This window comes from Mycobacteroides chelonae, from assembly GCF_016767715.1.
GTDB classification, from domain to species: Bacteria; Actinomycetota; Actinomycetes; order Mycobacteriales; family Mycobacteriaceae; genus Mycobacterium; species Mycobacterium gwanakae.
Map to the genome: position 1 here is coordinate 4638336 of NZ_CP050145.1, position 14538 is coordinate 4652873.

Genomic DNA, 14538 nt, shown 5'->3' on the forward strand with positions numbered 1-14538 from the left:
TCGTATTCGTTCTGGTGACATGACGCACGACGTTCATCACTCCGAGTCAGCCGCATTCCTTTCCGCCCTCGGAGGACTGATCGGACAATATCTGGGCGGAACGATCACTGCGCGGATATACACCCGGAACTTCATGTCCCTGAGATCGAGGTTTATTACGGATGCAGTGGTCGATGATCCAGCAGTACGTGAAATGTTCACGGATCTCGAAGACTATGTGCCCGCATACCAGCCCCCCGATCCGTCCGAACCACATGCGATCTCCGAGGCGGAGATGCGCCGCCGCCTGATCGATGAGCGAGTTCCTGCTCTCGAAGAGCGTTGCGGAAGATTCCTCGAGCTTGACACGCCTGATGCTGAATACCTCACCAAACAAAACGATTTGGCGCGCAAGATCTATGATCTGCAGTCTGCATATGCACGAGGCTCGGTCTCTGGAGAGGACTTCGTCACGGGCATCTACGAGGTCCAAGACCTTGGAGATCAGTGGCAGGTCTTCCATGATCTCTTCGATACCGCGTACGCGGATGCCGCAGAGCTCGAGATGGGTTCTCCTGGCATCGGTAGCGACGCATACGGGCGCGATGCACGATTGTTGGCTGCTGAGCGGGCGCAGACCTTCGAACGCACTTTTGGTTTAGCCGCCGACTGAACTCGATTTCGACGCGGATTGCTCATCGCGCGTTGCGTATTCGCGCGCGTACAGCGTGCCGCCACCCAGGAGTAGCAGCCCGGTGACGATGAACGCTCCAATACGGGCGATGCCGTCGAGAGCGGCCAGGTCGAAGAGGAACAGCTTGGCAACGGCCATCGCTGCGAGCACGAATCCCGTTCTGGTAACCCAGCTCTGATCACGGTAGCGTCGTAGGCCTGCCAGTAGCAACGTCACGGAGACGACCATCCAGGATACGGTCGCCAGACCGTGTCCCAGCAGGAATCCATCGTTATTGCCCAGCAGCGCGGTGCCCGAGAGCACGATCGCCGCCGTCCCCGAGTACAGCATCGACACCGCGGCCAGCACACCGCGCACGGGAGCGGACTGTGCACTCGCCCAGCCCACCCGATGCATGGCCGCCATCATCATGCCGGTTGTCGCCGCGGCGAGCACACTCGCGACGATCAGCAGCGGCCCTGCCGCATGCACGGCATAGTTCGAGTTGGCCAACATCTCCGGCGGTACGCAAGCGATGTAGGCCATACCGCCCAGCCCACCGAACACCTGGCCCAGCACCAGCGAAATACGATCCCGGATTTGGTATCCCATGGTGCAGAAGGACAGTGCGATCGCCAGTAGCACCACGACGAGCAGACCCTCCCGAGTGCCGTCGACCGCTGCTTGCAGCAGTGCCAGCCCCGCCACCGCGGCCATTGTGATGCGTGCATGAATCGGAAGGCCACCGACAAGAAGCGGCACCGCGCCCATCACCGCGGCGACCCCGACCGGCACGAGCACTCCCAGCGGCCATACCGGGAGCAACAGAGCGTTGTAGAGCACCGGCACGCAGGCGACCGCGATCATTATTGACGAGGTGGGGTCATTGTCCTCACCGGTCAGCAGCCACAGCGACCCCACCAGGGTGACCCCCAGCGCCAGTACCGCCATAGCCAGCAGGGCATGTGGGTGCCTATCAGCCGCATCGTGGCCGATGGCCGCCAATAGTGTCAGCGCGACGCCCACGGTCCGGAAGGCATGAAGCACTGGCCAATTGCGGCCAATCTGGGCGGGCAGGCTGGCGATCAGCAGCACCAGTGCGAACGCGGCGAGTTCGACGGTGAACCCGTCGGTCAGGAACGGGGCCAGCAGCGTGATCGCGCCGACCACACCCGCCGCAAAGGGTTGAGAGTTCCACTGCCGCGCCAGCACCAGGCCCGCGCCCGCGATGGTCAGCCCGAGCGCCAGTCCCGCCATCACCGGAATCCGTTGATAGATCACCGTGAGTGCCAGCACATCAAAGAAGGCGGCCGCGAATCCTGTCGCCGCAGTGGCAATACCACCGACTCGTCCGCCGGGCCTGGATTGCACCCGGACACCCAGGCCAACCAGACCTGCGGCGAGGACGGCACCGGACGCCATGCGAGGGATCGGACCGAAGTACCCGCTCTTGGCGGCGAGGACCAGGAGCATCACCACACCCGCGAGTGTCACCACCGCGCCCGCGAGGGCCATTGCCTTGCTGGCGAATCCTTCACGTGCCCAAAACGGCTTCCGCGGCAGGGGCGTGGTGGGCACCAGGGCCTGAACGGGCGGTGCGGGAGCAGCCACGGGAAGGTGTGTCGCGGGTACCGGTGCAGCCAGTGGGGGCGCCCCCTGAGCACGCCGGTAGTCATCCCAATACCGCTGCGCCTTGAGATATTCGGCCTGAGTCCATTCGACCATTCGGCCCCGCAACGCATCGAGCTCTGCGCGCAGCGCGCGCTCACGCCCGTCCAACTCGTCGAGCGCGGCGGTCATCTGCTGCAGCTGTGGATCTGTCATGCCTCTGAGCGTCGCGGCTACGGGTCCCGTAGTGAACACGTAGACCTACCTCGAGGGGTAGGGGTTTCTCACGCCGTTAGGTAGCGCTACTCAGCACCACGCATCCGGTCCGGCGCATCCGCGGCCACGTGACCCAGATACGCGGTGTACAGGGTCCGGGAGGCAAAGGACTCCTGCTCGCCCCACGGCAGTTGCGGCCTGGTGACGAGCAGCGAGGCAACCCCATGCGTGGTCGCCCACAGCTGCAAGGCCGGTTCCAGGGTATTGCCCGGCGGGAACAGTTCCTCGTCGACGAGTTCCTGAACGACGCCGCGAAGATGCAAAAAGGCTGAACTGTTGAGTATCTCGTCAGATTCGATACCCCGCCGTGGTGGTCGGGTGGTCGCGAACCGGTACATCAACGGGTTCTGCGCGGCGAAGCGCACATAGGCCAGGCCAAGTGTGTGTAGACGTTCCACCCCGGCAGCGATGTTGGACGTTGCCCGCTGCAGTGCCTCACCGAGTTGCTCGAAGTACCTGGAGCACAGCGCGTCCGCCAACTCGTCGGTGCTCGAAAAATGCCGGTAGAAAGACGGCGCCGTGATGCCCAGCGCCCGCGTCAATTCGCGGGCCGACGGGGCCCGGGCCTCGCCCGACCTACGGATGAGATCCATTGCCGTATCGATGATCTGCTGTCGCAGCAGCCAACCCTGCCCCCGGGGCAGGCGCTTTCTCGGTGCGGTTGCGTTGTTTTCGTCATCCATGTGTCACTCCACCGCATGTCCTGGATCAGCTCGGGGGCGCGATGGGGAGCGTCGGCCCGCCCTGAGGTGTAGGGATGGTGAATCTCCCCTTGGGAGTAGGGTCCGTGGTCTTCCCGAGATCGGCACCGGCCGGCGGCCCCGCGGTGTCGTCGCCCGCGGGGCGCGGAGCGTTCTTGGCCCCGCGGATCAGAACCGCCGGATCATCGTTGGCGCAGTACGTATAGATAGGCGGTTCCGGGAAATCGGCCGAAGAGGGCGGTACTCGCGGAGTGCCGTAGTCACAGGCGTAGCGCGGGTACAGATCTGCCGTGGCCCACACGCCACCGTCGCGCATGGTGTCAGCGATGCCACCGAACACCGAGCCCCGGTAGTTGGGGAAGAACGCGTTGATGGCTGGGGTACGCACGTACAGCATCTGCGCTGTCGAAGCGAGGTTGGCCAGGAGCGCGACCATGGTGTCGGAGTTGTCGGCGAAGAGACCGTCGACGGCGCCCAGGGTCTTGGGGGTTTGATCGACGAGGGTGCGGTAGCCGTTTTGCATCTTCTCGATGCCGCGCAGGGTGCGGCCCAGCTCGTTGGCGGTGGCTTGGATGCCCGAGTTTTTGTCGGCGGCCAAGGTGAGCACCACCCGGCTGGTCTTGAGCAGGCTGGTGGTCTCAGGCAGCACCGAATCCAGGGTGCTCAGCAAGAAGGTGCCGCCGTCGATGATCTCGGTGAGCTTGCGCGGGCCTTCCTTGCTCAGGCTCAATTCCTTCTTAATGAGCTCCAGCTTCTTGGGATCCACCTGCGCCAGCAGACCATCGGCATCAGCCAACAGCTTGGCCAACGTCACCGGCACCTGCGCACCCTCAGAGATCACGGCGCCGTCCTGCAGGAACGGGCCTTGCTGACCGGGCCCGCCCTCGAAGTTGATGTACTGCTCACCGGCTGCCGACAAACCCGTCACGCGGACTTTCGCCGCAGTCGGAATCCGGTACCTGGATTGAATCTCGGCGGTCACATTCACACCCTGCTGGGTAATCTCGAGCGACTGCACCGTCCCAATCTTGACCCCCCGCAACGCCACGTCCTGATTAGGTAACAACCCACCGGACTCCGGCAGCTGCACCATCACCCGATACGTCGAGGCAAATGGGTTGACGCGCAACGCGCCAACGAACAGATAGACCACCGCCACGACCATGGTCAGTGCCAGAGCGATACCCGACAACGCCGCCTTCTGGCGGTGGCCCGCACGGACAGCGCCGACCAGAGTATTTGCAAGCGCGTTGATCATCGCCCACCTCCCGGAGCGGGCGGGATGGTCTCGATAACACCGGGCTCGGTGGGGCTGGGGCGCACCGGAACTTCCTGCCCGTACGCACCCTGGCCGACGACGCGTTCCTGCAAGCGCCATAGCGTGTACTTAACGGACCCCACCAGTTGCGCCCAGTTGTATCGCTTAGGGCCGTGTAGACCTGTGTCGGCGTGAGAACCCGCATCGGGTATCGAGCCGAGAACCAACTGGTCTATTCCCGCAGTGAGGGACAGCGAGTTACCGGCGGTTGCTTTGATCGCGGTGGGCATGATCCGGTTGAAGGCAGCAAGGCTGGTATCGGGATCCAGCGCCACGTCATTCCATGCCTTCGCAACGGTATTGGCGTCCTTGATAACGCTGCGGCCGCTGGTGTCCGTACCGGCAATCGATGGGAACTTCTGCAGCTGCTTGGTGGTGTCGCCCGCCATCACCAAGAGTTCGGACAGCTGCGCTGTATTGGCGGCCAGCGTCTCCGTGGCCGGCCCCGCCGCCGTCACGATATCGGTAATAGCCTGGTTCTTGGCGTCGATCCGGTCAGCCAGCTGCGAAGTCTGGGTAAGGGCATCAGAGATCTCCGCTGAGCGTGAATTCAGCTTTCCCAGTAACTGATTGGAGTCGTTGATCAGATCGCCGAATGCCTGGCCCTGGTCACCGGTCGCCTTTCCGAAACCATTGACAATATTGGTCAGGTTGCGTACGGCGCCCCCGTTGGAGGCTAGCGCGGCCGAGCTGAGCACCGATTCCACTGTGGCGGCGGCGGTCGTCGAGTCCAGACCGATGGTGTCACCGTCTTTCAGGAGCGGGCCATCCGACAGTGCCCCCGCAGGGGGACGGATCGAGACAAAAACATCACCGAGTGGTGTGGCCGAACGCAATTCGGCGGTGCTGCCCTTGGGCAGCCGAACCCCGTCAGAGATGCGCAACGTAGTGATCGCCGTGTAGTTACTCACGTGCATCTCGTCGACCTGTCCCACATCGGCACCGGCGAGTTTGACCTTCGCACTGTCCGGCAGGTTGAGGACGTTGGCGAACAGCGCCGTGAGGCGGTATCCACCACTGCCGATACCCGGCGCGGGCAGGGGCAGGTCACCGAGACCGTTAGTGGCACAACCACTCAACACAGCAGCGGCCGCGACCGCCGAAGCCGCCAGTATCTTGCGCGCGCCCATCACTTCTGCCCCATCGCCGCGAGTCCGTCCAGCATGTAGGTCAGCCCAAAATCGGGTCCATAATCCTGCAATGTCCCGGTGCCACAGCCCAATTGACGTAGGCCCATCATGTTGCAGATTTCCTTGTCCATCTGGCTCTCGAATAGCAGCCGATCGGTCATGAACCGGACACGCAACCGCTTGTTGTCCTGGTCCACGACGTTGTACATGTTGTCCCATGCCAACGGCTGGACGTCGATCCACTCGGAGATCTCACGCTGGTTGTCCACGACCGCTTTGAGCGCGGTGTTGGAGTTGAGGATGGTTTGTTTGAGGTTGTCGCGGTTGGCCTCGACAATGTCTCCAGCTTGCTTCACCAGATTGTTGAACTTGTGCCCAGTGGACCCGGTTCCCAATGCCTCATCATCGAGGATTTGGCTCAGTTGGTGAACAGTAGAGGCGAATTCACGCAACTTGCCATCGTTGGCTGCCGCTGCGTCAAACAGCGAGCTAACGTTCTTGATGATGGTGGTCAACTGCTCGCGGGTGGTCACCCCACCTTCGGAACTCAGGCGCAGCGCCTTGGATAACTCACCAAGCCCGGACTTGATCTTCTCCCCGTTGTTATCGGCGATCCCGACAGCCGAGTTGACGATATCGGCCACCGGCCCCTGACCCTTGCCATCTCCCTTGAGGGACAACGAAAGCCGGTCCAGCATGCCCAGCACCCTGTCGAACTCCACCGGGGTCTTGGTGTGGTCCAATCCGATGGTGTCACCGTCTTTGAGAGTCGGCCCGCCGCGATAGGGCGGAGACAGCTCGACCTGGCGGTCGGTCAGGATCGAGGTGGACAACGTGACTGCCTGAACATCGGCGGGGACTTTCACATCTTTGTCGACCGTGAACTGCACCTCGACGTAGCCGGATTGCGGCGTGATCTTCGTAATCTTCCCCACCGGCATACCGAGCACCGCAACGACATTCGACTCATACAAACCGGAAGCATTGTCGAACTGCGCGGTCAGCGTGATGTGATCGAGTTGCGATTTCACGAAATACGCCCCCGCGCCGATGACGGCCGCGGCCAGCACCACTACCGTGCCGACCATCGCGATCAGCCGGCTGCGCCTAGCGCCCATTGTCATCATTTGCAGTCCTTGAAGTACGGGATCATTCCGAATTGCTTGGCGCGCCCACTGATCGCACACATCCACGAATCGACCAACAGGCCATTCGACAGGTTGATGTCGATGGCGTTGCCGGTACCTGTCGAGTTGGCGATACCGCGTATCAAGACCGGCGCAATCGGGTAGAGACTGCGTAGCAGATCGTCATGCTTACCCAACATGTCGGAAAGCCCCCGCGCCGTCTTGAGCATCTCGTCGAGCTGCGGGCGGTCCTTGATCAGGACCTTACTGAGCTGCTCAACCAGGTTCGTGAATGACTGCAGCATTGCGTGAAAAGTGGCGCGGCGGGCCACGAGTTCACCAAGCAGATCTTGTCCCTGGTTGATCAGCACGCCAATGCCGGACTGCTGGCGACGCAAGGTGTTAGTCACCTTTTCGGTGCTCTTGAGCAGCGTCCCCAACTGATCGCGCCGCTCGGCGATCACCGAGGACAGCGACTGGATGTTCGCCATGGCCTCTGGCACCACGTTGGGCAGTCCCTGCAGCTGCTTGCCGAGGATGCTCAGTGACTGAGCCACCTTGTCGAAATCGACTTGGTCAAAGGTGTTCGTCGCTCCAGCCAGCGCGGCCTGCAGATCGTAAGGAACCTCGGTATGCGCGAGATCAATTGTCTTGCCAGGCAATGCCCCCGCACCCTTGGGCTGCAGGTCCAAGTACCGGGATCCCAGGATGGTGGTGACACGGATCGAGGCTTTGGTGTCCTTGCCCAACGTGATGTCGTCTCGGACGCTGAGCCCGGCTTCAACATGGTCACCGACCAGTTTCATGCCGGTGATGTTTCCGACGGGTATACCCGCCACCGTGATCGGCTGACCCGCGCGTAACGAGGCAGCCTGCGCGAATTCCGCCGTGTAGGTGGTGTAGCCCAAGCCCATGGCCTTGACCAGCAGCATGCCACCCACCAGCGCAGCGATTGCCGCGATAGCGATGAACCCGAGCCAGGTCTTGTTGTAGGTCTCGACCGGCCGATTCTTGATCCTCTGCCATCTGGATTGCTCAGCCATTGGCCATGTTCCGGCATCGCGGGGTGTGCTGGGCGACGTTTCCAGGCGTAGCGGCGTTGACGATGATCGGTATCACGTCATTGAGACCGGGGAAGAAGCCGGCGAGGTTCAGGTCGCACATGTAGACGTTGATGAACGCTCCCTCGGAGTAAAAGCGAGATAGCCCCTTCAGAGTGAGCGGCAGGTTGGCGCCCAGGAACGCGTACTGCGGTTCAATACTCACCACATGCTTTCCGAATCCGGGCTGGCGGGTGATGAGTTCGTCGAGCGAGGGGTATACCTCGTCGGTGATCTTCGACAGGCGCCTCATGGACTGCGCCATCGAGCCCACCGAGGACACCAGCTCGGGCCGCTTGCGATCCAGATCCGACACCGTCTGCCGTGTCTGGGTCAGCATCTTGTCGAGGTTGTCGTTCTGCTGCGCAAGATTGCCCGTGACGGTGTTCAGGCTGGTGATGGCATTACCCAACGCCTGGTCACGCCCCGCAAATGTCTTTGTCAGAGTTGATGTTTGACTAACCAGCGTGACGATCGAGGCATTGTCACCTTGCAGTGACTGAATAACGCCCTTGGTCAGATTGTCGGCCTGCTCGGGCGACAGCGTGCTGAACAGCGGCTCGTAACCGTTGAGTAGCGTGGTCACGTCAAACGACGGGTCCGTGCGCTCCACTGGGATAGTCGACCCGCCCGGCAGCACATTGGTGTCGCCCGACTTACCCAGCGCCAGACCGAGGTAACGCTGGCCCACGATGTTCTGATAGGTCACCGAGGCAACTGTGTTGCCGTACAGCTTCTGGTCGTTCTGGACCACGAAGTCGACCCTGGCCTGGTCGTTGTTGACCAGCTCGATCTTCTGCACGCGGCCTACCCGGACCCCCGCCATGCGCACGTCGTCGCCGTCACGCAGTCCGTAGACATCGGTGAACACCGCCGAATATGCCGTAGTACTTCCCGATACATCGCGGCGAAGCGTGGCGTACACCAACCAGCCGAGTGTCAGCGCCACGGTCATGAAGACCGCAAGCCCGATCAGCGGGCCACGGAATTTCATTGCGGTCCTTCCTTCACGAACGACACCGCGGTCCCGCGGGCCACGGGGCCAAGCAGCAGTTGTGTGGCAGGAGTCCGCAGACCACCGGTGATCACGCCCAACTGATCCCGTTCATGCTGACTACCGACTGGACCGACGTTCCCGCCGAACGATGCGGGCACGACGGGCACGCCTCCACTGTCATGGGCGCCGGGAGCTACCGGCGCGGGCGGGATCGGCGGTGCCTGAGGCGGCGGAGGCGGCTCCAGATCATCGGGATCGTGGGTGCCCGGAACACGCGGCGCCGGAAATGGATGCCATGGCGGCAGAGGCGGGTTGGGGTCCGTAAGGTTCGGGCCGCCCGGCGGCACCACGTACGGCGGACCCACCGCAACCAGATTTCCATTGGGGCCCACGACTGTTCCGCGAGGCGGTTGCAGATTCGGCGGCACCTTGTAGTTCTGCGGAAGCAACGTCTCGGGCAGATCCGGTCGCACCACCTGTTCCGGGGCGGTGAAACAGCTCGGCCCCTTCAGGTCCCCGTACCGCGGGCAGTCCACGCGCGTATAGGTGTAGCTCGGAGCCAGTGTCACCGCGATTGGCATATGCGGCAGGTCCCGATCTGCTACCCACATCTGCTCAAACCAGTTGCGGGACAGCTTGTTCATGTTCCGGAAGATCGGAACGAACTTGTCGGCATTAGTGGCGAAGACACCGATCGGGGGCGTCATGTGTGTGGTGATACCGATCAACTGGTCGGTGTGGTTATCGAAAGCCTGCTTGGTGGTGCCCACCGTGGTCAGCCCCGCGTGTACCAGACTTGTGAGCTGCTCACGATTTTCGGCGAGTGCCTGCATCGGCCGCACCGCCTGATGTAGCGAATCCAGCAGATCGGGTGCAGTCTGCTTGAGGCCTTCAGTGGCATCGAGAAGTGCCGAGATCGTTGAGGGGCCCGAGTCAGTCGCCACGACCTCGTTCAATTGGGTAATAAGCCGGTTGAGCTGGGCGCCGCCGGTGAGCAGTTTGACGCGGCGACTGTCGGTAGCGGCGGCTACCGCTGCGAGGATGCCCACCGAATTGTCCTCGCGACCACGGCCGGTGGCATTGAGAACATCACGCAACTTGCTCACGGTGGTCTGGAACAGCACCGTCGGCAACTCTTGGTCTTCGGCGATATGGGCTCCGGCACGGATGGGCGCACCCGGCCCGCGGTCAACAAGCTGCACCGAAGACACCGCGAACACATTGCTCGGCACCACACGGGCGGTTGCTGTCGCCGGGATTGCCTTGGCGTACTGCGGTTTGAGGTTGATGTGTACGAAGTTCGGCTTGTTACCGGTGGCCGGGGTGACGTCGTCTACCTCGCCGACCAGTACGCCGTGATACTTCACGTCCGACTTCTGCGGCAGCCCGTCCCCGACATTCGTCAGGTCGGCGACCACGCGCAGGTAATCGTCGAGGCGGCCCGCAGACTTGAGCAACATCGTCGCGGTGAGGGCCACGATTGCGATGAGCGTGACGGCGGCCATGGTGAGCAGCTGCCTCTCGGACGGCCCCCGGCCGTCCACTTCGAAAGAGTTTGGCATCTAGCCACCCAGCCTCGCGCCGGCGTCCACACTCCAGAGCGCCATGGTGAGCAGCATGTTGACGACGATCACGATGGTGATGGCCGCACGCATGGCGTGCCCGGCGGCGATGCCGACGCCCTCAGGGCCGCCGCTTGCGTAAAAGCCGTAGTAGCACTGGATAGTTGAGGCCAACCACACGAACACGACGGTCTTGATGACGGAGTACACGACATCGATACCACTGACACCGATGCCGAAGTAGTGCAGATACGAGCCCACCGAGCTCCCGCTGAGAATCTGCACCATAACCTGGCAGGACAGATAGCTGACGGCCAAGCACGCGACGTACAGCGGGATCACGGCGATGATCGATGCCATGAGGCGAGTGGTCACCAGGAACGGAATCGGTCTAATGGCAACCGAATCCATCGCGTCGATCTCCTCCGCGATCCGCATCGAGCCGAGCTGCGCGGTGAACCGGCAACCCGCCTGCATCGCGAACGCCAACGAGGCCATGATCGGCGCCAGCTCTCGCGTGCTGGCCAGCGAGCTGATGATGCCGGTTGCCGGCCCCAGACCCAGCAGATCCAGGAAGTTGTACGACTCGATGGCCACCAGTGCGCCGGCCGTGATCCCGAGGACCAATGCCACCCCGGCCGTTCCTCCACCCACCACCAATGAGCCATTGCCCCAAGCGATATCGGACAGGTGTCGCAGGAACTCCTTGCGATACTGCCGCAGCACCACGGGCACACCGGCAAGAGCCCTGAAGAAGAAGGCAACCATATGACCGAAACGGGCCATAGGAGAGCGAATCTTGTTGTAAACGACGACAAACGGGCGAAACCGTGGCGACAGATAGCTGGATACCGTCATGTCACAGCCCCGTCCGCGGGAACATCATGATGTACAGCTGGCTGATGGCGACATTCACGATCATCAACAGCAGGATCGATTCCACGACCGCAGCGTTGACGGAGTTGGCGACACCGATGGGTCCGCCCTTGGTGGACAAACCCTTCTGGCACGCCACCACCGCCACGATGGCGCCGTAGATGATGGCCTTCAGGACCGCCAGAATCATGTCGCCAGGCGTTGCGAAGGAGGCGAACGTGGACACGAAGCTGCCCGGCGCACCGTTCTGCCAGTAGACGTTGAACAGGTACGCGCCGAGAAACCCGACGAAGCAGACGATCGCGGTGAGCGCGACGGCGATCATGATGGCGGCCGCGAATCGGGGCACCACCAGCCGCCGGATCACCGATACACCCATGACTTCCATGGCATCGGTCTCCTCACGCATGGTGCGCGAGCCCAGGTCGGCGGTGATGGCCGAGCCCACGGCCGAGGCCATCAGCACCGCGGCAACCAGGGAGGCTGCCTGGCGGATGATCGCGATGCCGCTGGCGGCGCCCGCCAATGAAGTCGCACCCACTTGGCCTGCAAGTAGCGCGAATTGGATCGACAGCGTGACACCGATGGGCAGTGTCACCAAGATGACCGGCGTTACGGCCGTCGCAGCCTGGAATGCACCCTGCCGAACGAACTCCTGCCACTGGAACTGCCCGGTGAACAGGTCGACAAAGAACCATTGAATCGTGCGCACGCCCAGCATGAACTGCTCACCAACCGTGCTCAAGGATTCCAGCGGGTGACGCCTGACGTACCCGGTGGCCCAGTCCTCGATTGCCGCGACGCCGTCTCCCGTAGCGACTCCGGTTTCCGACCCGCTCACGGCCGACACTGGCGCAGCGCCACCCCTAGACCAGTGGGACCAGACGCATGAATCGTCGCACCACGCATTCCAGACTCCTCGTTGACCCGGTATTCGCTGGGCGCCAAGGGCTGCGGCGCCAATGTGCGTTGACGCTAGATGATGAAGCGTTAATTTAACAGTTGGTAATATCCTAAATCACACCGATCGGTGTACTGTGCCGTGGGTCATAGTTTCTGATGATGTGCCGCCGGAGCCGGTCGAAAGCACGCGCTCAACGGGCTGAATTACATTGTTGAAAAGCATTTTTGACATAACGTGTGCCCGCTCACAGTCTCGCTGGACGAAGGCGCCATCCTTGGCTGGCCGCCCGCGGAGTGCGGTGTCGATCATTGCGTTCTGAGCCATAAACGCGGGTCCGGGAGCCGCACGTCACACTCGCGTTGATCTGCCAATGTTTGCTGAAACTGCGCTCGCCGACACTAACGGTGGAAGCGGGAAAGCCGGAGAGCCCTATTCGTCCAGTCCGTGTTCGATGGCGTACCGCGTGAGTTCCACGCGGTTGCCCAGCTGCAGCTTGCGCAGGGTTGACTGCACATGGTTCTCGACGGTTCGGTGACTCAGCGACAACCGTGTGGCAATCTGCTTGGCGCTCAAACCCTTCGCCACCAGACGCAGTACCTCGGTTTCCCGTTCGGAGAGCCGTGGCGTGTCGTCGCTCTCGGTCGACGGCGCGCTCGACATCCGCCGAAACTCCCCGAGTACCAGCCCAGCCAGGCCCGGAGTGAATACCGCCTGCCCCTTGGCCGTCGCCTTCACGGCATCGATGAGCTCGGTGGCAGATGCACTTTTGACCAGATACCCCGTGGCTCCGGCCTTAACCGCTTCCAGCACGTCCTCGCGTTCAGCCGAAGCCGACAGCACCAAGATGTGGCTTCCCGGAGAGGCCGCGAGTACCGCGGCAGTTGCCTGGGCTCCATCACCGTCTGTCAGCTGCATATCCATCAGCACCACATCGGGTCTCACCGTCGCGGCAATCCGTCCAGAGGAGGCAACCCCGTCTGCAGTGGCCACAACCCGCAGCCCCGCCGCCTGCAAATCGCGAGACACCCCATCACGCCACATGGGATGGTCATCGACCACCATCACCGAAATCTGCTCACTGTCAATGCTTTCCGGATTTTCGGTCACAACCCCACCTCCTGCGACTTGGGCACCGTGATCTCCCATTCGGTGCCTGCGCCCGGCGCTGTCTCCAGCAGGACAGCCCCGCCCAGATCGGCTACCCGGCCCAGAATCGATCGGGACACCCCCATCCGTCCCTCACGTTCTGCCTGATCCAGCCTGCCTGCGGCGATACCACTGCCGTCGTCGCGCACCGTCACGACCACCGAATCGTCGAGATCTTCGATAAGCACGTAGGCGTGTGCCTGCGGCCCGGCATGCAAGGCCACATTGGACAGCGCGCTACGCACCACGGCCGCCAGCTCGCTGGCCATGTGCTGACCGATGAGCACCGGAGAGCCCGGCGCCGAGACCGAGACCGCGGTACTGGCCTGTGTGCGCAACAGTGGACGCAGATCGACCAATTCGTCGTCGGCCAACATCGTCTGGGTAGCCCCCGAGATCAGCTCCCGGAGGGCCACTTCCTGCTCGCCCGCGATGGCCGCCAGTTCGGCTGTCGGGCCACCGATCTCGGTGCCCCGTCGCTTCACATAGGACAGCACCTGGAGCACCCCGTCGTGTACCTGCCGCGCGAGCCGCTCGCGTTCGATGGCCGCTGCGGCCGCACGCTCCGCGCGCCGCAGCTCATGGAAGGTGCGCTTCGCGGTGGTCGATGCGGCACCAATCGCGAGCCCCACCACCACCAAGGCCGGCATGGTGGAATCGAGCCACAACGCGCTCACGGGCAGCCCGCGCGCAGCGATGCTGATGGCGGCCAGGACGAACCCCGAGATGACGCCGGCGAGCTGTCCGCGCAGCAGACCCATGGACACCACCGCATTGGCCACCCATAGCGTAGTCGGCAGCGTCTGATGTCCGCTGTACCACTGCACATCGACTACCAGCCGGCCGGCAAGCATCAGCGCGATGACTATCACCTGATCGCACAGCACCAGCTGCCAGCGCCGGAGCCAGTTGCGCGACAGTGCGACTGCCGCGAATCCGGTCCATATCGCCATGCCTGCGTACAGTGCCCAGCTCAGTGCTTGCCGGTCGTAATGGGTGTAGGAGGTCAGCTGTGAGGCCAGCAGCGCGTACCCGAAACTTGCCAATCGGAACACCTGCGCGGCACGCCACAGCGATGCCGTCGGATCGTTACCGCTCACCCAGCGTGGGACGGTTCCGTGTCCGGATGCCATAACGGTCC

13 protein-coding genes are annotated in these 14538 nt (G+C 62.7%); 1 reads left to right on the top strand and 12 read right to left on the bottom strand.

All coding sequences use genetic code 11. The features are described from left to right. Nucleotides 1–19 precede the first annotated feature (19 nt). A complete protein-coding gene (locus tag HBA99_RS22790) occupies nucleotides 20–652 on the top strand; it encodes a hypothetical protein (RefSeq protein ID WP_070932221.1) in 633 nt (210 codons plus the stop codon). Here HBA99_RS22790 and HBA99_RS22795 read toward each other — a convergent pair. The 12 genes from HBA99_RS22795 to macS form a co-directional block, all read right to left on the bottom strand. Further along, nucleotides 638–2476: a DUF2339 domain-containing protein gene (locus HBA99_RS22795; RefSeq protein ID WP_420063458.1), complete on the bottom strand. Its 1839-nt coding sequence runs from the start codon at nucleotides 2474–2476 to the stop codon at nucleotides 638–640. The two genes, HBA99_RS22790 and HBA99_RS22795, sit on opposite strands and share 15 nt — an antisense overlap. A gap of 86 nt (nucleotides 2477–2562) precedes the next feature. Further along, the gene (locus HBA99_RS22800; RefSeq protein WP_030097344.1) at nucleotides 2563–3219 is read right to left on the bottom strand and encodes a TetR/AcrR family transcriptional regulator; all 657 of its coding nucleotides are present in this window, start codon (nucleotides 3217–3219) and stop codon (nucleotides 2563–2565) included. A 25-nt stretch (nucleotides 3220–3244) separates the two neighbouring features. Then, complete coding sequence (locus tag HBA99_RS22805) at nucleotides 3245–4495, bottom strand: MlaD family protein (protein WP_070951897.1); 1251 nt, start codon at nucleotides 4493–4495, stop codon at nucleotides 3245–3247. Beyond that, nucleotides 4492–5685 (bottom strand): MlaD family protein, encoded by a 1194-nt coding sequence (locus HBA99_RS22810; protein WP_030097346.1) that lies wholly within the window; start codon nucleotides 5683–5685, stop codon nucleotides 4492–4494. The genes HBA99_RS22805 and HBA99_RS22810 overlap by 4 nt, the downstream gene beginning before the upstream one ends. Next, a complete protein-coding gene (locus tag HBA99_RS22815) occupies nucleotides 5685–6812 on the bottom strand; it encodes an MlaD family protein (RefSeq protein WP_070951896.1) in 1128 nt (375 codons plus the stop codon). The genes HBA99_RS22810 and HBA99_RS22815 overlap by 1 nt, the downstream gene beginning before the upstream one ends. Continuing rightward, nucleotides 6809–7855, bottom strand: coding sequence for an MCE family protein (locus HBA99_RS22820; RefSeq protein ID WP_030097348.1), 1047 nt, complete (start codon nucleotides 7853–7855; stop codon nucleotides 6809–6811). Before HBA99_RS22820 ends, HBA99_RS22815 begins: the two co-directional genes overlap by 4 nt. Then, complete coding sequence (locus HBA99_RS22825; RefSeq protein WP_070951895.1) at nucleotides 7848–8906, bottom strand: MlaD family protein; 1059 nt, start codon at nucleotides 8904–8906, stop codon at nucleotides 7848–7850. The genes HBA99_RS22820 and HBA99_RS22825 overlap by 8 nt, the downstream gene beginning before the upstream one ends. Then, the gene (locus HBA99_RS22830; protein WP_070951894.1) at nucleotides 8903–10471 is read right to left on the bottom strand and encodes an MlaD family protein; all 1569 of its coding nucleotides are present in this window, start codon (nucleotides 10469–10471) and stop codon (nucleotides 8903–8905) included. The genes HBA99_RS22825 and HBA99_RS22830 overlap by 4 nt, the downstream gene beginning before the upstream one ends. Further along, nucleotides 10472–11329, bottom strand: a complete 858-nt coding sequence (locus HBA99_RS22835; protein WP_030097351.1) for an MlaE family ABC transporter permease — start codon at nucleotides 11327–11329, stop codon at nucleotides 10472–10474. Nucleotide 11330: 1 nt separating this feature from the next. Further along, on the bottom strand, nucleotides 11331–12188 hold the full coding sequence (locus HBA99_RS22840; RefSeq protein ID WP_030097352.1) for an MlaE family ABC transporter permease: 858 nt from the start codon (nucleotides 12186–12188) through the stop codon (nucleotides 11331–11333). A 492-nt stretch (nucleotides 12189–12680) separates the two neighbouring features. Next, nucleotides 12681–13313, bottom strand: a complete 633-nt coding sequence (locus tag HBA99_RS22845) for a response regulator (protein WP_064410484.1) — start codon at nucleotides 13311–13313, stop codon at nucleotides 12681–12683. 41 nt (nucleotides 13314–13354) lie between these two features. Then, complete coding sequence (macS, locus tag HBA99_RS22850) at nucleotides 13355–14530, bottom strand: MacS family sensor histidine kinase (RefSeq protein WP_030097354.1); 1176 nt, start codon at nucleotides 14528–14530, stop codon at nucleotides 13355–13357. Between the last annotated feature and the right edge of the window lie 8 nt (nucleotides 14531–14538).

Bases quoted from the DNA above. Each gene is read 5' to 3' on its own strand.
- HBA99_RS22790 (WP_070932221.1), top strand. From the start codon at position 20: ATGACGCACGACGTTCATCACTCCGAGTCAGCCGCATTCCTTTCCGCC.
- HBA99_RS22795 (WP_420063458.1), bottom strand. From the start codon at position 2,476: ATGACAGATCCACAGCTGCAGCAGATGACCGCCGCGCTCGACGAGTTG.
- HBA99_RS22800 (WP_030097344.1), bottom strand. From the start codon at position 3,219: ATGGATGACGAAAACAACGCAACCGCACCGAGAAAGCGCCTGCCCCGG.
- HBA99_RS22805 (WP_070951897.1), bottom strand. From the start codon at position 4,495: ATGATCAACGCGCTTGCAAATACTCTGGTCGGCGCTGTCCGTGCGGGC.
- HBA99_RS22810 (WP_030097346.1), bottom strand. From the start codon at position 5,685: ATGGGCGCGCGCAAGATACTGGCGGCTTCGGCGGTCGCGGCCGCTGCT.
- HBA99_RS22815 (WP_070951896.1), bottom strand. From the start codon at position 6,812: ATGATGACAATGGGCGCTAGGCGCAGCCGGCTGATCGCGATGGTCGGC.
- HBA99_RS22820 (WP_030097348.1), bottom strand. From the start codon at position 7,855: ATGGCTGAGCAATCCAGATGGCAGAGGATCAAGAATCGGCCGGTCGAG.
- HBA99_RS22825 (WP_070951895.1), bottom strand. From the start codon at position 8,906: ATGAAATTCCGTGGCCCGCTGATCGGGCTTGCGGTCTTCATGACCGTG.
- HBA99_RS22830 (WP_070951894.1), bottom strand. From the start codon at position 10,471: ATGCCAAACTCTTTCGAAGTGGACGGCCGGGGGCCGTCCGAGAGGCAG.
- HBA99_RS22835 (WP_030097351.1), bottom strand. From the start codon at position 11,329: ATGACGGTATCCAGCTATCTGTCGCCACGGTTTCGCCCGTTTGTCGTC.
- HBA99_RS22845 (WP_064410484.1), bottom strand. From the start codon at position 13,313: ATGGTGGTCGATGACCATCCCATGTGGCGTGATGGGGTGTCTCGCGAT.
- macS (WP_030097354.1), bottom strand. From the start codon at position 14,530: ATGGCATCCGGACACGGAACCGTCCCACGCTGGGTGAGCGGTAACGAT.